The organism is Citrobacter sp. FDAARGOS_156, from assembly GCF_001559235.2.
GTDB lineage: Bacteria > Pseudomonadota > Gammaproteobacteria > Enterobacterales > Enterobacteriaceae > Citrobacter > Citrobacter youngae.
Genome location: NZ_CP014030.2, coordinates 4,506,467 through 4,522,194, shown reverse-complemented (window position 1 = coordinate 4,522,194; position 15,728 = coordinate 4,506,467). Strand labels below are relative to the sequence as shown.

General features: G+C 50.5%; 15 protein-coding genes. 1 reads left to right on the top strand and 14 read right to left on the bottom strand.

Translation table 11 applies throughout. The features are described from left to right. Positions 1-401: 401 nt before the first annotated feature. From AL515_RS22290 to AL515_RS22280, 3 genes are all read right to left on the bottom strand, one after another. Positions 402-623 carry a membrane protein gene (locus tag AL515_RS22290; protein WP_048213468.1) on the bottom strand — a complete coding sequence of 74 codons (222 nt, stop codon included), beginning with the start codon at positions 621-623 and terminating at the stop codon, positions 402-404. A 269-nt stretch (positions 624-892) separates the two neighbouring features. After that, a complete protein-coding gene (locus tag AL515_RS22285; protein WP_061068711.1) occupies positions 893-4,006 on the bottom strand; it encodes an efflux RND transporter permease subunit in 3,114 nt (1,037 codons plus the stop codon). 11 nt (positions 4,007-4,017) lie between these two features. After that, complete coding sequence (locus AL515_RS22280; protein WP_061068710.1) at positions 4,018-5,178, bottom strand: efflux RND transporter periplasmic adaptor subunit; 1,161 nt, start codon at positions 5,176-5,178, stop codon at positions 4,018-4,020. A 412-nt stretch (positions 5,179-5,590) separates the two neighbouring features. Here AL515_RS22280 and envR point away from each other — a divergent pair, with 412 nt between their 5' ends. Next, positions 5,591-6,247 (top strand): acrEF/envCD operon transcriptional regulator, encoded by a 657-nt coding sequence (gene envR, locus AL515_RS22270; RefSeq protein ID WP_061068709.1) that lies wholly within the window; start codon positions 5,591-5,593, stop codon positions 6,245-6,247. 53 nt (positions 6,248-6,300) lie between these two features. Here the strand turns inward: envR and AL515_RS22265 are convergent, their stop codons facing one another. The 11 genes from AL515_RS22265 to msrP all read right to left on the bottom strand — a co-directional run bounded on the left by AL515_RS22265 (position 6,301) and on the right by msrP (position 15,679). Then, entirely contained in the window at positions 6,301-6,465 is a 165-nt protein-coding gene (locus AL515_RS22265) for a DUF2556 family protein (protein ID WP_048213464.1), read from the bottom strand. 82 nt (positions 6,466-6,547) lie between these two features. Beyond that, positions 6,548-7,432 carry an adenine-specific DNA-methyltransferase gene (yhdJ, locus tag AL515_RS22260; protein ID WP_061068861.1) on the bottom strand — a complete coding sequence of 295 codons (885 nt, stop codon included), beginning with the start codon at positions 7,430-7,432 and terminating at the stop codon, positions 6,548-6,550. 87 nt (positions 7,433-7,519) lie between these two features. Beyond that, positions 7,520-7,816, bottom strand: coding sequence for a DNA-binding transcriptional regulator Fis (fis, locus tag AL515_RS22255; RefSeq protein ID WP_000462905.1), 297 nt, complete (start codon positions 7,814-7,816; stop codon positions 7,520-7,522). Positions 7,817-7,841: 25 nt separating this feature from the next. Beyond that, complete coding sequence (gene dusB / locus AL515_RS22250; RefSeq protein WP_003025224.1) at positions 7,842-8,807, bottom strand: tRNA dihydrouridine synthase DusB; 966 nt, start codon at positions 8,805-8,807, stop codon at positions 7,842-7,844. A 360-nt stretch (positions 8,808-9,167) separates the two neighbouring features. Then, positions 9,168-10,049, bottom strand: a complete 882-nt coding sequence (prmA, locus tag AL515_RS22240) for a 50S ribosomal protein L11 methyltransferase (protein ID WP_003025221.1) — start codon at positions 10,047-10,049, stop codon at positions 9,168-9,170. Between the two features lie 11 nt (positions 10,050-10,060). Then, complete coding sequence (panF, locus tag AL515_RS22235; RefSeq protein ID WP_048213463.1) at positions 10,061-11,512, bottom strand: sodium/pantothenate symporter; 1,452 nt, start codon at positions 11,510-11,512, stop codon at positions 10,061-10,063. Further along, positions 11,502-11,744, bottom strand: a complete 243-nt coding sequence (locus AL515_RS22230; protein WP_061068708.1) for a YhdT family protein — start codon at positions 11,742-11,744, stop codon at positions 11,502-11,504. The genes panF and AL515_RS22230 overlap by 11 nt, the downstream gene beginning before the upstream one ends. A 107-nt stretch (positions 11,745-11,851) precedes the next feature. Continuing rightward, positions 11,852-13,201 carry an acetyl-CoA carboxylase biotin carboxylase subunit gene (accC, locus tag AL515_RS22225; protein WP_061068707.1) on the bottom strand — a complete coding sequence of 450 codons (1,350 nt, stop codon included), beginning with the start codon at positions 13,199-13,201 and terminating at the stop codon, positions 11,852-11,854. A gap of 10 nt (positions 13,202-13,211) precedes the next feature. Further along, the gene (gene accB, locus AL515_RS22220; protein WP_005121378.1) at positions 13,212-13,682 is read right to left on the bottom strand and encodes an acetyl-CoA carboxylase biotin carboxyl carrier protein; all 471 of its coding nucleotides are present in this window, start codon (positions 13,680-13,682) and stop codon (positions 13,212-13,214) included. Positions 13,683-14,074: 392 nt separating this feature from the next. After that, positions 14,075-14,674, bottom strand: a complete 600-nt coding sequence (msrQ, locus tag AL515_RS22210) for a protein-methionine-sulfoxide reductase heme-binding subunit MsrQ (RefSeq protein ID WP_048213461.1) — start codon at positions 14,672-14,674, stop codon at positions 14,075-14,077. Next, complete coding sequence (msrP, locus tag AL515_RS22205; protein WP_061068706.1) at positions 14,675-15,679, bottom strand: protein-methionine-sulfoxide reductase catalytic subunit MsrP; 1,005 nt, start codon at positions 15,677-15,679, stop codon at positions 14,675-14,677. It lies immediately after the preceding gene. Between the last annotated feature and the right edge of the window lie 49 nt (positions 15,680-15,728).

Sequence of the window (15,728 nt, the reverse complement as noted above, 5' to 3'; positions counted from 1 at the left end):
GTCTGTGGCTATGGCCATACTCTTCTAAGCAAAGGTAGTGCCAGGTTTTTGCGCACGATTATTCGACGCAATATGCAGAGTGTAGACAGGAAAGAATAAATGCAGCGCCCTGAAGTGGTGCAAAATTGAAACGTAAGCCACATTTCGGCGCAAAAAATTTAAAAATAAGACAGGACGCATGATAACGATTTCGGGCGTGAATATCCGTAGCGTGAGAATAATGAAAGGGATGTGCGTTATAACGAAGAATACAGAAAATGCTAATTTGAGTTCATGGATATGTGAAGCGAATCTATAATAATTTTATTTTATGAATGATGCCGTGAACTAACATTTTGTCTTATATTAAGATTTAATTCGTATTGCTAAAAGCGCGGTAACGGCCGCGCTTTTATGATTTTTTATTTCGTCAAGGCAACTATCCCAAGCGTCAAGCCGGCAACAGCGGCTGCACCACCGGCTATCGCTCCTGCAGTTTCCCAGTTATCCTGCGTGGTGCCTTTCATACAGGTATTGGTATGAACCAGACGCCCTTGATCGTCATAGACAGGCACACAAGGGGAATCGTGTGCACAGCCAGCCAGTAATGCGGTAAGCAGTGCAACGGGTATTAATCTTTTCATGGTGTTACCTCAAAAATAAGCGTTTCGCTAATTGAGCAAAGGTAAACGCTCAGCCATCTGCGAACTCGACTGCTATTTTACCACTGCTTAAAAAAAGACTGACATGAGGAATAATCTCAATTCATGTGGATTGTAAAAATAATGGATAAAATGGGGCACCTGAAAGTTTGTTCTGCAATGCTTCAGCAAAATTAAATGTCTATCTCATTAATAAATAAAGAACTCATCATCATGTAAAAAGGCGTCTATGGACGCCTTTATTTTACAAATTATTCGTGGTGCCGGCTAAAACGCCGTTTAACGACAACGAAGAAGACGGGAACGAAGAAGATCGCTAACAATGTTGCGGTGAGCATCCCCCCCATAACACCGGTACCAACAGCATTCTGCGCACCGCTACCTGCACCATGGCTGATAACCAGAGGCATAACCCCCAGAATAAACGCCAGGGATGTCATCAGGATTGGACGAAGACGCATGCGCGATGCCTCCAGAGTGGCTTCTATCAATCCTTTGCCCTCTTTATCCATCAGGTCTTTGGCAAATTCGACGATCAGGATGGCGTTCTTCGCCGAGAGGCCAATAGTGGTTAACAGACCCACCTGGAAGTAGACGTCGTTATTCATCCCACGCACTGATGCAGCTAACAGTGCGCCTACCACACCGAGCGGTACAACCAGCATGACGGAGAAGGGAATCGACCAACTTTCATACAACGCGGCCAGGCAAAGGAAGACGACGATTAGCGAGATGGCATAAAGTGCAGGTGCCTGGTTACCCGACAGTCGTTCCTGATAAGACATACCCGTCCAGTCATGACCAATACCGTTTGGCAGCTTTTCTGCGAGGCTTTCCATTAGTGCCATTGCTTCACCCGTACTTCGACCCGGCGCGGCTTCCCCCAGTATTTCCATCGATGGCATGCCGTTGTAACGCTCCAGGCGCGGTGAGCCGTAAACCCAATGCGATGCGCTGAACGCAGAGAACGGAACCATTTCGCCATTGGCACTGCGGATATACAGATTACTGATGTCCGTTGGCAGCATGCGGTATTTAGCATCCGCCTGAACGTACACTTTCTTCACTCGGCCGCGGTCAATAAAGTCATTGACGTAATAGCCGCCCAACGATGCAGAGATGGTCTCGTTAATGTCCGACAGCGAAACGCCCAGTGCTTGTGCTTTCTCCTGATCGACATCCAGTTTGAACTGAGGGGTATCTTCCAGGCCGTTCGGACGCACGCGGACTAACAAATCTGGGTGTTTAGCCACCATACCCAGCAGTTGGTTACGGGCTTGCGTTAATGCCGTATGTCCCAGACCGCCCTGATCGATCAGCTCGAAGTCGAAGCCGGTTGCAGTACCCAATTCAACAATCGCCGGCATGTTGAAGGGGAAGACCAGACCATCGCGGATATGGCTGAAGGCGCGAGTGGCGCGTGCAATAACCGCTTCGGCGCTGTTTTCCTCTCCGCTACGCTCATCCCAGGGCTTGAGGCTGACGAACGCCAGACCTGAGTTTTGTCCCTGACCGCTGAAGCTAAAGCCGTTAACCGTGAAGACGCTTGCGACGTTAGCTTTCTCATTGTTCAGATAATACTGGGTGACCTGATCCAGCACTTTCTGGGTGCGCTCTTGTGTTGCCCCCGCCGGGAGCTGAATCATAGTCATAAATACGCCCTGATCTTCTTCCGGCAGGAAGGAGGTCGGCAGACGCATAAACAGCACCGCCATTCCGATCACGATGATCAGGTAGACAACCAGGTAACGCCCGGTTTTACGCACAATACCGCTGACACTATTGGTGTAGTGGTTGACGCTGTGATCGAATTTGGCATTAAACCAGCCAAAGAAACCGCTTTTTTTCTCGTGATGTTCAGCCGATACCGGCTTCAGCAGCGTTGCGCAAAGTGCGGGAGTCAGGATCAGCGCGACCAGAACAGAAAGCGCCATGGCGGAAACAATGGTGATGGAGAACTGCCGGTAGATAGCACCTGTCGACCCACCAAAGAAAGCCATCGGGATAAAGACCGCAGACAGCACCATGGCGATGCCGACCAGCGCTCCCTGAATTTGTGACATGGATTTTTCCGTCGCCTCTTTAGGCGGCAGATTATCTTCCATCATCACACGTTCGACGTTTTCCACTACCACTATCGCATCATCGACCAATAGACCGATGGCGAGCACCATCCCGAACATCGTCAGGGTGTTTATTGAGTAGCCAAACGCGGCAAGTACGGCAAATGTGCCTAACAATACGACGGGGACAGCGATGGTTGGAATGAGCGTTGCCCGGATGTTCTGCAGGAACAAATACATGACCAGGAACACCAGCACGATCGCCTCAAACAGCGTTTTTACCACTTCGTGGATGGAGATGGTCACAAATGGCGTGGTGTCGTACGGATAGACCACCTTCATTCCCTGCGGGAAGAACGGTTGCAACTCAGCCAGTTTGGCTTTGATAGCGTTAGCGGTATCCAGCGCGTTTGCCCCGGTTGCCAGCTTAATACCGAGGCCGGACGCAGGCTTACCGTTAATACGCGCCACCACGTTGTAGTTCTCACCACCCAACTCGATCCGTGCAACGTCCTTCAGGTGAACAACTGAACCATCGCTGTTTACGCGTAAAGTGACTTTGCCGAACTCTTCAGGATCTTTCAGTCGCGTTTGCGCAATGATAGAAGCGTTAAGCTGCTGGTTAGGTAATGCTGGCGTACCGCCTAACTGACCTGCGGCTATCTGATCGTTCTGGACCTTCAACTGATTGATCACATCAACCGGCGTAAGCTGGTACTTGTTCAGCAAGTTCGCATCCAGCCAGATGCGCATAGCATACTGTGCACCAAACAGCTGTACGTCACCCACGCCATTAAGACGACTGATTGAGTCTTTAACGTTAGAGGCAACGTAGTCGGAAATATCATCCTGTGTGGTTTGCGGGTTATCAGAAACAAACCCCGCGACCATTAAAAAGCTGCTGCTGGATTTCTCAACGCCGATCCCCTGCTGCTGGACTTCCTGCGGCAGTAAAGGTGTGGCGAGCTGCAGTTTATTTTGCACCTGAACCTGGGCGATATCGGGGTCGGTACCGGACTGGAAGGTCAGCGTGATGGTCACACTTCCAGCGGAATCGCTGGTGGAGGACATATACATCAGGTTATCGATACCGTTCATATTCTGTTCGATAACCTGCGTAACAGTATCTTGTACCGTCTGCGCATCCGCACCTGGATAGGTTGCGGTAATAGCGACCGCAGGAGGTGCGATGGTTGGGTACTGCGCCACGGGGAGCTGCATGATTGCCAGAGCACCCGCCATCATCAGAATGATGGCCAGTACCCAGGCAAAGATAGGACGCCTGATAAAAAAGTTAGCCATGTCCGGTTACCTTATTGGGCTTTCGTGGCAGAGATTTCGGTGTCGGCAGTTGCTTTAACCTGGACGCCAGGGCGTGCTTTCTGCAAGCCGCTCACGATAACTTTGTCACCCGGTTGCAGACCTTCGCTGATGAGCCACTTGTCGCCAATGGCTTGTGCGGCAACAACGGCGCGAGACTCAACCTGACTTTTATCGTTAACGACCATCACGGTGGCATCGCCGCGAGGCGTACGTGTTACCCCCTGCTGCGGAACGAGAATGGCATTTGGCTGAACACCTTCATCAATGCGCGCACGCACGAACATGCCCGGCAGCAGCGTGTGCTGCGGGTTAGGGAAGACGGCCCTGAGGGTGATGGATCCGGTACTTTCATCAACCGTCACGTCAGAAAATTGTAAAGAGCCTTTCAGCGGGTACGACTGACCATTTTCCATTACCAGTTCGACGGTACTGCTGGCGCTGTCTTTATGCAGGCTCCCTTGCTCAACTGACTGTTTGAGGCGCATAAAGTCATTGCTGGACTGCGTTACGTCGACGTAAATAGGATCAAGCTGTTGAACGGTAGCAAGCTCAGTCGCCTGGCCATTCGTGACTAATGCGCCTTCGGTGACGTTAGATTTACCGATCCGTCCGCTAATGGGCGATGTCACTTTGGTGTAGGCCAGGTTAATACGTGCGCTTTCGACCGTGGCTTTTGCTGCGATTACGGAAGCATCTGCCTGGCGGGCATCAGCAATGGCCTGATCGTACTCTTGCTGGCTGATGTACTTAGTGCCTACCAGCGGAACATAACGTTTTACCGTTAAATGCGCGATAGCTGCCGCCGCTTCACTCTTTGCCAGCTCGCCTTTGGCGCTGTCATAGTCAGCCTGGTAAGTCGCGGGGTCGATCTGATAAAGCGACTGACCTGCTTCAACATCGCTTCCCTCAGTGAAATTCCGTTTAAGTACAATCCCGCTAACCTGAGGACGGACTTCTGCGATACGAAATGCCGTTGTGCGCCCGGGTAATTCGGTCGTCACGGCTAAGGGCGCCTTTTCGACGACATGGACAGTCACCTGCGGCTCTGCGGGATGAGCTTGTGTTTCTCCCTGATCGTTACAACCGGCGAGTAATGCAGCGGAGATGATGATGAATGAGGGCAGGAGTGAAAACCTGGCATTTTTCGTCATTTCTATTCCTTAAAAAACCGAACGCTCGTTATTAACCGGGTAACGCAGAGGCGATAACGCGCACAAGAAAAATAATAGTTGGCTATCCTACAAATTATTAGCTTGCGATGTAAGCAATACTTATTTATGGGCGCGACACACGGCACATAAAAACAAAAAAAGATTAATCCTCTGCTGTTTTATTATGGTGTTAATAGCAATACTATGATGCGCATAAATACATATTGAAATAAGTATTTGGCTGGTGAATGTATTTAAAGTTTTTATATGCTTTGTTTATTCGTGTGCAATGTCAGCAATTAACGCTTTTAGACCTCGTCTAAATAAACGCTAAGTGATACATTTATTTCGTTTAGCAAATATTAGATAAGAAAGTTAATCATTCTCCACTCTACTCCGGACAGTCGGAACCATGGCCAGAAGAACGAAAGCTGATGCTCTCAAAACGCGGCAGCACCTGATTGAAACAGCGATAGCGCAGTTTGCCGCGCGCGGCGTAAGCAATACGACGCTCAACGACATTGCTGATGCGGCCAACGTTACGCGGGGAGCGCTCTATTGGCATTTCGAAAATAAAACGCAGCTTTTTAATGAGCTTTGGTTACAGCAGCCGCCCTTGCGCGATCTTATTCAGGAGCGGCTCGTGGGCCGTTGGGGAGATAACCCACTACAGCGGCTACAAGAAAGATTAGTTGTGGGTTTGCAATATATTGCTGAGAATCCTCGACAGCAGGCATTAATGCAGATTTTATATCATAAATGTGAATTCCATAATGATATGATATCGGAACAGACTATTCGTGAAAAAATTGGTATCAACCATCTGGGTATGCGCATTGCCTTGCAGAAATGTATGGACGATGGGCTTATCGCAACCAGCCTTGATTTAGACGTTATAATAATTATTCTTCATGGGAGTTTTAGTGGCATTGTTAAAAACTGGCTCATTAATCCAATGAGTTATGATCTTTATAAACAAGCGCCAGTATTAGTTGATAATGTATTAAAAATGTTAAGCCCTGATGGCTGCATGCTGCAATTGATTCAGGGTGAGGATCAGGCTGGCTAGTTTCTGCCGCCATGGACTGACGGCAGTTGCAGAACGGTAAGTCACCGGACGTACTATTCGAGGTCGATACAGTTGACCAGCTTGAGGGGATTTACTGAGTTCATATTCCGGCACTTATCGTGCTCTGTTGTCATCAACTCTATCCACTGAATGAGTAGCGCATCAAAAAGAAAAACAAAGACAGCAAAAACAACCAGCCACCAATACTTGCGAATCATTACCAAATCCTGTGTATTCATGCCCAAGCGTGCAGGGAATATACACGAAATCTAAAAGCTGAAAAGCAGACTTACAATGCTTTTACTTTGCTGAAATTCCACTGTTCTTTTCCGGTAATCGACTCTTTTTAGACAGGTTTTTCGTCTTGCGCTTTTTCACCTTTGCAAGCTCATTCTCTGAAAAATGAGAACCAATACTCAATCTTCTGAGCCCCATTTTTACGTATTCGGCATTGATTTCAATCCCGACAAACTTGCGACCTAATTCCACGGCAGTGGCACCGGTTGTGAAGCTACCGGCAAACGGATCCAGCACTTTGTCATCTGGGTTGGAGGAAGCCAGAATGATGCGCTCCAGCAGGGCTTTGGGTTTCTGCGTGGGGTGGTTTTCGTATTCATCCATCAGGTAGCGAACACGTGGAAACTCCCAGACATTACCGGGTACTTTTTTATGATTGTAGGGCTGAGGTGGGTTTTTTCTGTAGTCTATTAGCGCGCGTTTCGCCCCGGTTTTCGCTTCAACCAAAATATCATCACGGTTAAATGTATAACTTTTTGGGTCTTTGACCATCATCAGGATCGGTTCATACATGGAGCCAAAGTACTTTTTGGCCTGTACCCCTGAGCTATCATAGGCCCACACAATACGGCTCTTGATGGTAAAAAGCTGTCGACATTTGAGGTCGATGTACGGCATGTTCTCCGTACTGTTCATGATGTACATGGTGCCTTGTGGCTTTAATATTCGATGGCATTCATCAATGCACTCGAACAGCGAGGCCAGAAAGCTCTCTTCGTCCCAGGATTCTACCAACCCGTCAAAGTCTTTCCCGATGTTATAAGGTGGGTCGGCAAAGATCAGATCGATGCTTTCAGACGGCAGCTTTTTCAGTTCAGTCAGCGCATCACCCTGGATTATCTTTTTTGATTCATCACCAAAGTAGACAGGTTCACATCTCGCTTTCATCACCAAAGCCTCCGTGTGACGCGAATAAAAAAGGCGCTTCCCCATGCCGAGTAGCGCCTTTTAAAACAAACATTTCGCTGATTAGTATCAGTTCATGCCGTATTTTTTCAGTTTTTTACGCAGCGTACCACGGTTGATGCCCATCATCAGGGCAGCACGGGTCTGGTTACCGCGGGTGTATTGCATCACCATGTCCAACAGGGGCTGTTCTACTTCAGCCAGTACCAGCTCATAGAGATCGTTAACATCCTGACCATTCAATTGAGCAAAATAGTTCTTCAGTGCCTGTTTAACCGAGTCACGCAGGGGTTTTTGAGTTACCTGATCCTGAGAGTTAACGGTAGAAACGGTCAGTACGTCAGAATTTACGCGTTGTTCGAACATAGTTCTGTCAGCTCTTTATTTCTGTTTACGCAAAATTTTCGAAGTATGCCTCCAACGCCGCCAGCTGTTCGCTGGAGTCTTCAATGGCGTTGAATGTGCGCCGAAACTGGTCATCCGGAGCGTGTTCCTGGAGATACCAGGATACGTGTTTACGCGCAATTCGGTACCCTTTTGCCTGACCATAAAAGTCGTGCAATTCCCGAACATGCGCACAAAGCAAGCGCTTCACCTCTGCCAGAGGCAGCGGGGGCAGCAGCTCCCCAGTGTCCAGATAATGCTGGATTTCCCGAAAGATCCAGGGTCTTCCCTGAGCTGCACGTCCTATCATCAGGGCATCCGCCCCCGTATAGTCGAGTACAGCTCTGGCTTTATGCGGGTCAGTAATGTCGCCATTCGCGATAATCGGAATGGAAACTTTCTGCTTAACTGCCCGAATACTGTCGTACTCAGCATCTCCATTGAACAAACAGGCGCGGGTGCGTCCATGAATGGTCAGAGCCTGAATGCCACAGTCTTCAGCCAGTTGGGCAATCTCTACGCAGTTACGGTGTTCCGGAGCCCAGCCGGTGCGAATCTTGAGTGTGACAGGAACGTCCACTGCATTGACGACCTCGGTTAGTATCGATTTCACTAAATCCGGGTACTGCAAGAGGGCTGAACCTGCGAGCTTGCGATTCACTTTTTTAGCCGGACACCCCATATTGATATCAATAATCTGGGCGCCGCTTTCCACGTTAATACGTGCGGCATCAGCCATCTCAACAGGATCGCTACCGGCAATTTGCACCGTGCGAATTCCTGGCTCATCAACGTGCACCATACGTAAACGAGATTTGTCGCTTTCCCAAACCTGCGGGTTAGAAGACATCATCTCGGATACCGTCAATCCTGCTCCCATCTCATAGCACAGCGTCCTGAATGGTCTGTCAGTGATGCCAGCCATAGGTGCTGCGATCAGGCGATTTCTGAGCTGGTATTGTCCGATGCGCATGAGTTAAGAAATGACCATACTGTGACTGCAAGGCGGCGTATATTACGCATTTTTTGCATGAGATGAAAGGCCAAACTTTGACCAATCCACTGAGGTGGATCAATGAATTGCTGACTAAGTACACAGTTTCAAATTAAAAGCTTTAATAATCATTTGGATACGTAGTTGCGCTAATTTATCATCCGTTTATAAATTCCGAAAACTTCTCTTTTTTTATTGCGCTCAGGCTCAGGACATCAGGATAAAAAGCTGTTTTTGTGTACAAATAGTGACTTTGTAATGCGATCTCGCTCTCATTTCCGCAAATCATTTTGCGAAAACGAAAGCGATTTTGGGGTTGGCGATAGTAACGCGTGACGATTATTTTTTCTGACCGGTAATACGGCACCACTCTTCTTTTTCGATGACCGGATCGAGTGTAAAGAGATCGGCATAGGCCTCACAGACGCTTTCCGCCTGGCTGGCAAGAATGCCAGAAAGCCCCAGTAGACCGCCCTCAACGGGCAGTACGCTGATTAACGGCGCCAGTTCACGTAATGGGCCCGCGAGGATGTTGGCGACCACCACGTCGGCTTTCATGGCTTCTGGCTGGTCTTTCGGCAGATAAAGCTCCAGACGCTCAGAAACGCCATTACGCTGGGCGTTATCACGGCTGGCCTGAATCGCTTGTGGATCGATATCCACGCCGATGGCTTTCGCTGCGCCCAGTTTCAATGCCGCAATGGCCAGAATGCCGGAGCCGCAGCCAAAGTCGATAACCGTTTTGCCGTTAAGATCGAGACCGTCCAGCCATTGCAGACACAGAGAAGTAGTAGGGTGAGTACCAGTACCAAACGCCAGACCCGGGTCCAGCATTACATTGACGGCATTCTCATCCGGGACATCGCGCCAGCTCGGGCAAATCCACAGGCGTTCGCCAAAGCGCATCGGATGGAAGTTATCCATCCATTCGCGTTCCCAGTCTTTATCTTCAAGCTGTTCGATTTTATGCGCGAAACCTTCACCCAGCAGCGGATGCTGCTCCAGAATGGCAACGACTTCTTTCATGTCAGTTTCTGCGTCGAACAAGCCGATAACATCGGTATCGCCCCACAGGCGAGTCTCGCCCGGCAGAGGCTCGAACACCGGCGTATCATGCGTATCCTGGAAAGTGATGGAAACGGAGCCCGCTTCCATTAGTGCATCGCTTAACTCTTCTGCGTTAGCACCCGTTGTGTTCAGTTTCAGTTGGATCCATGGCATGGCAAAACTCTTTATTTATCAGTAGTCAATATGGCAGCTTGCGGGACGGTAGAACCGAAACGGTTTCCGACCAGGAAAGCCAGCAAACTTATCAGCAACGAGGGCACGATCGGATGGAAGCCCAGGTACTGAACGTTAAAGGTAGCAAGTACGGCATACAACACGCCGCCGACAATCATCGCGCTCAATGCGCCAGTCGCGTTTGCTCGCTCCCAGTACAGGCCCAGCACCAGCGGCCACAGGAAGACCGCTTCCAACCCGCCAAACGCCAGCAGGTTGAGCCAGATAATCATCTCTGGTGGTTTCCAGGCGGCCAGCAGCAGTAACGCGCCCAGCAGTAGGGTGATCACAGCGGACATGCGCTTCAGCCGGGTTTCGTTTTTCAACTGTTCCGGACGAAGGTTCAGGTACAGATCCTTAATGATCGTAGCGGAACTTTGCAGCAATTGGGCATTGATCGTTGACATGATCGCGGCCATGGGGGCCGCGAGGAAGATCCCGGCAGCTACCGGTGGCAACACTTTGACCATCAGGGTCGGGATCACCAGATCCGGTACCGTCAGGTCAGGGATCACCGCACGTCCCAACGCACCCGCCAGATGCATGCCAAACATCAGGATCGCCACCACGATGGTGCCGATGATAATCCCACGATGTACCGCTTTACTGTCTTTATAGGAGATACAGCGTACCGCCGTATGCGGAAGTCCAATCACGCCAAAACACACCAGTACCCAGAATGAGGTCATAAACGTGGGTGACAGAATGTCATCCGCGCCCTGCGGTGAGACCAGTTTCGGATCGATGGTTTGCAGGGTTACTACCGCATTGCTAAGGCCGCCGGCGGCATGAACGACGCCGACCAGCAGAACGATAGTCCCAATCAGCATTACCATGCCTTGCATGGTGTCGTTCAGTACGCTGGCGCGAAATCCGCCGAATGCCGTATATAAAGCGATACTGACGCCAAAGATCAGCAGACCGGTTTCGTAAGGAATACCCGCAGCCGTTTCCAGCAAACGTGCGCCGCCAATAAACTGTACGGTCATTGCTCCGACAAACGCGACCAGCAGGCTAAGACTTGCCAGCCACACCAGTAGACGGCTCTGGTAGCGGGCGAACAGCATGTCGTTAAGGGTTACGGCGTTGTAACGGCGCGCCAGAATGGCGAATTTCTTCCCGAGGATCCCCAAAGAGAGCCAGACGGCAGGCAACTGGATCATCGCCAGCAGCACCCATCCCAATCCGTATTTATAAGCCGCGCCAGGGCCGCCAATAAACGAACTGGCGCTAATGTAGGTTGCCGTTAGCGTCATGGCCAATACGACCCCGCCCATCGAGCGGCTGCCGAGGAAATATTCGTTCAGGAAAGTACCGGTCGATCTCTTACGCATGGCGTAAACAGAGAGACCGAAGACCACCAACAGATAGGCGACCAGCGGCAAAATAACTTCAAGCTGCATCGTCATCCTCCAACGGAATGTCGCGATAGATAAACTTCACCATCGCCCAGCACAGTACGATGAAAACCAGCGGCGTTAGCAGGCAGGCCATTTCGAACCAGTGCGGTAAGCCGGTAAAACCGAGCGTGGAATCTGGTAAGTAAGCGGTTGCTAACCATGTGGCAAGATATAAAAGGGTCAGCCACAGCGCCCAGCGCGCCTCTTTATGGGCCTGAACAAAACGAGCGTCCATTTTTTGTCCCTTGTGGATAAAGAAAGCGGGGATTGTACCTTATGGCGCGTTCGGGAGGGGAGAAAAACAAAAGGCCGGAATTTCCGGCCTTTTCGGTTAACACATGCTTACTTTTCCTGAAGTCCGAGTTTTTTCTCCAGATAGTGGATATTGGTTCCACCATGCTGGAAGTGCTCGTCATTCATGATGCGGATCTGCAGATCAACGTTGGTTTTGATACCGTCGATGATCAGTTCCTGCAATGCGTTTTTCATACGGACGATCGCTACGTCGCGGTTTTCGCCGTAGCAAATCAGCTTACCGATCATTGAGTCATAGTACGGAGGTACAGTGTAGCCTGCGTAAATATGAGACTCCCAGCGCACACCAAAGCCACCCGGCGCGTGGAAACGCGTGATTTTACCCGGGCTTGGCAGGAAGGTGTTCGGGTCTTCGGCGTTGATACGGCATTCTACCGCATGGCCTTTAACCACAACTTCATCCTGCTTGATGGACAGCGGTTGTCCTGCCGCGATACGCAGCTGCTCTTTGATCAGGTCAACGCCGGTGATCATTTCGGTTACCGGGTGTTCAACCTGAATACGGGTGTTCATCTCAATGAAGTAGAACTCGCCGTTTTCGAACAGGAACTCGAAAGTACCTGCCCCGCGATAGCCGATATCAACGCACGCTTTGGCGCAACGCTCGCCGATGTAGCGACGCAGTTCCGGGGTAATACCCGGCGCAGGTGCTTCTTCGACGACTTTCTGGTGACGACGCTGCATGGAGCAGTCACGTTCAGCCAGATAAATCGCGTTACCCTGACCGTCAGCCAGCACCTGAATTTCGATGTGGCGTGGGTTTTCCAGGTACTTCTCCATGTAAACCATGTCGTTGTTGAAAGCCGCTTTCGCTTCCGCTTTGGTCATGGAGATGGATTGTGCCAGTTCGGCATCGCTGCGCACGACGCGCATACCGCGACCGCCGCCGCCGCCGGAGGCTTTGATGATAACCGGGTAGCCGATACGTTTAGCATGCGCGCGGTTAGCGTCCATGTCATCGCCCAGCGGGCCGTCAGAGCCTGGAACGGTCGGTACGCCAGCTTTCTTCATCGCGGTGATCGCGGACACTTTGTCGCCCATCAGGCGGATAGTGTCGGCTTTCGGGCCGATGAAGATAAAACCAGAACGTTCTACCTGTTCAGCGAAGTTGGCGTTCTCAGAGAGGAAGCCATAACCCGGGTGGATTGCCACTGCGCCGGTGATTTCAGCGGCGCTAATGATTGCCGGGATGTTCAGATAGCTTTTTACGGACGCAGCCGGGCCAATACAGACCGTCTCATCCGCCAGCAATACGTGTTTTAAATCGCGATCCGCGCTTGAATGCACGGCGACAGTCTTGATGCCCAGTTCTTTACAGGCACGAAGAATACGCAAGGCAATCTCGCCGCGGTTAGCGATGACAATTTTATCCAACATGTTCGCCTCGTTATTCGATGACGACCAGCGGCTCGTCAAATTCTACCGGTTGACCACTTTCTACCAGAATCGCTTTCACTACGCCGGATTTGTCGGCTTCGATCTGGTTCATCATTTTCATGGCTTCAACGATGCACAGGGTATCGCCCGCATTCACTTTCTGGCCGATTTCGATGAACGCTTTAGCATCCGGGCTCGGGGTGCGGTAGAACGTACCAACCATTGGGGAGCGTACGATGTGACCACTGATTTCCGCTGCTGCCGGCGCTTCCATACTTGGAGTGGCAGTTTGTGCGACAGCGTTAGACAGAGCTGGCTGCTGCATCACTGGTGCAGCATAAGCCTGTTGCATCATTGGAAAACTTGCAGCTGGCGCTGCACGGCTGATGCGTACAGACTCTTCGCCTTCAGAAATTTCCAGTTCGGAGATGCCTGATTCTTCAACCAGCTCGATCAGTTTTTTAATCTTACGAATATCCATGAGTGGGTTCCGTACTCTTTGTTTAGTGAGATTGTGACAGGCGTTTTACCGCCGTCTGTATAGCATTTTTATAACAGTGAGTGACAAGATGCCACGCATCTCAGGCGTTGCACTGCGTGCTGCGGCCATTATATGAGATTGCCAGACTTGTTAGTCATTGTGCGGCTATCTTCTGCCATTTTCGGGTAAAAGACAAAATATACCTTCAATATGCGATTGTCACCCTTTCTGCGCTGTAAAAACGCTACCGGGGAGAGCAAAGGCGCACATTATAACTATTTCGTAGCAATTGGCAGCTAAATACTGGTCTTATCAGGGAAGATAATCAACCGCTGGCATGTAAAGAACATGGGTTCGTCTGTGTTTTGCAACGTACTGCACATATCGTGAAACTACCGCCACCACTGGCGAAACTTCTTGTAGCGGCAGGCTAACAGCACCGCTGCAAGTGCGGCATAAATAATCGGTTGCGGAGAGATAATTTTTACCGACCACAAATAATGTATGGGTGCCAGGATCGCCACAAGATAGACGAAGTTGTGCAGATACTGCCAATATTTACCCAGTTTTCGCTGGGCTGCCTGTGTAGAGGTCAAGGCGAGGGCGAATAAAATGACCCAGCTGAAAATACCCAACATCAAATAAGGTCGAGTAGTAAGTTCCCGCCCCAGCAATGCCAGGTTATTAATGCCTAATTCCAGTAGCGCATAGCTGGTTAAATGTAACGTCGCCCAGGCGAAACACCATAGCCCTAACAGGCGACGAGTGCGTATCAATAATGGCTGTTTAGCGTAGCGCGCCAACGGCGCCACCAGCAAGGTAGCCAGTAGGAATTTCAGAGCTGTCCGACCGGTAAAGTGCTGAATGTCTTTGACCGGATCGGCGCTCAGTCCCCCATGATTTACCGCCCAAAATAGCCAGAGAAACGGTAAAAGTCCGGTAAGATGCAGGCAAACTTTCAGCCAGGTAATCTGTTTTGCAGTCAGGCGCACTTAAAAATTCTCCCGCAGATCGAGACCTCGGTACAGGGAAGCGACTTCCTTTGCATAGCCGTTAAACAGCAACGTGGGCTGGCGCTGTACATCCAGTATGCCGCCCGCGCCGATGAAGCGTTCAGTCGCTTGTGACCAGCGGGGATGATCGACATGCGGATTCACGTTGGCATAAAATCCGTATTCATTGGGCGCGGCCAGATTCCAGGTTGTCGGAGGGCGTTCGCGCGTGAGTTTGATACTCACGATCGACTTAATGCCTTTAAATCCATATTTCCACGGCACAATTAAGCGAATGGGCGCGCCATTTTGTGGCGGAAGGGCCTTACCATAAACCCCCACAGTAAGCAGTGTGAGTGGGTGCATTGCTTCATCCAGACGCAGTCCTTCAACATAGGGATATTTTAGCCCGCCGCCAATAAAGCGATCTTTCTGTCCCGGCATATCATCCGGTGCGTACAGCGTTTCGAACGCGACATACTTTGCGTTGCTGGTGGGTTCAACCTGCGCTAACAGTTTATGTAAAGGAAAACCAATCCACGGTACGACCATCGACCAGGCTTCCACGCAGCGCATCCGATAAATCCGTTCTTCCAGCGGGAAACGGGCGGTCAGCGAATCGTGATCGAGGGTGAGTGGTTTTGCCACCTCGCCACTGATTTGCAACGTCCACGGATCGGTTTTCAGGCTGCCTGCATTGGCTGCCGGATCCGCTTTATCGAGACCGAACTCGTAGAAGTTGTTGTAGCCAGAAACCTTATCCGCAGGCGTTAAAGGAAGTGAATTTTGCCAGGCGGAGGGCTTACTGAAATCAAGCGGCTTACCTGCAGGCGCGGGCGGACGGTCATTGCCTTTAAACCAGCTCAGAAGATCGGCCTCGGCAGAAAAGGGCAAAGACAAAGCGGCGGCGCTGATACCCAGCGCTTTCAGCACCTGGCGGCGCTGCATAAAAAAAGCCGACTCGGCTGTTACATCGGCTTCAGTGAATGGACGTATTTTCTTCATAACGGACTCCCGACATACGCGCAAAGGCTCATACTGGCGCGTAGTTACT

Excerpts from the sequence above, each read along its gene's own strand:
- AL515_RS22285 (WP_061068711.1), bottom strand. The coding sequence starts at position 4,006 with ATGGCTAACTTTTTTATCAGGCGTCCTATCTTTGCCTGGGTACTGGCC.
- yhdJ (WP_061068861.1), bottom strand. The coding sequence starts at position 7,432 with ATGAAAGCGAGATGTGAACCTGTCTACTTTGGTGATGAATCAAAAAAG.
- AL515_RS22280 (WP_061068710.1), bottom strand. The coding sequence starts at position 5,178 with ATGACGAAAAATGCCAGGTTTTCACTCCTGCCCTCATTCATCATCATC.
- envR (WP_061068709.1), top strand. The coding sequence starts at position 5,591 with ATGGCCAGAAGAACGAAAGCTGATGCTCTCAAAACGCGGCAGCACCTG.
- accC (WP_061068707.1), bottom strand. The coding sequence starts at position 13,201 with ATGTTGGATAAAATTGTCATCGCTAACCGCGGCGAGATTGCCTTGCGT.
- msrP (WP_061068706.1), bottom strand. The coding sequence starts at position 15,679 with ATGAAGAAAATACGTCCATTCACTGAAGCCGATGTAACAGCCGAGTCG.
- AL515_RS22230 (WP_061068708.1), bottom strand. The coding sequence starts at position 11,744 with ATGGACGCTCGTTTTGTTCAGGCCCATAAAGAGGCGCGCTGGGCGCTG.
- prmA (WP_003025221.1), bottom strand. The coding sequence starts at position 10,049 with ATGCCATGGATCCAACTGAAACTGAACACAACGGGTGCTAACGCAGAA.
- AL515_RS22290 (WP_048213468.1), bottom strand. The coding sequence starts at position 623 with ATGAAAAGATTAATACCCGTTGCACTGCTTACCGCATTACTGGCTGGC.
- panF (WP_048213463.1), bottom strand. The coding sequence starts at position 11,512 with ATGCAGCTTGAAGTTATTTTGCCGCTGGTCGCCTATCTGTTGGTGGTC.
- AL515_RS22265 (WP_048213464.1), bottom strand. The coding sequence starts at position 6,465 with ATGATTCGCAAGTATTGGTGGCTGGTTGTTTTTGCTGTCTTTGTTTTT.
- dusB (WP_003025224.1), bottom strand. The coding sequence starts at position 8,807 with ATGCGCATCGGACAATACCAGCTCAGAAATCGCCTGATCGCAGCACCT.
- fis (WP_000462905.1), bottom strand. The coding sequence starts at position 7,816 with ATGTTCGAACAACGCGTAAATTCTGACGTACTGACCGTTTCTACCGTT.
- accB (WP_005121378.1), bottom strand. The coding sequence starts at position 13,682 with ATGGATATTCGTAAGATTAAAAAACTGATCGAGCTGGTTGAAGAATCA.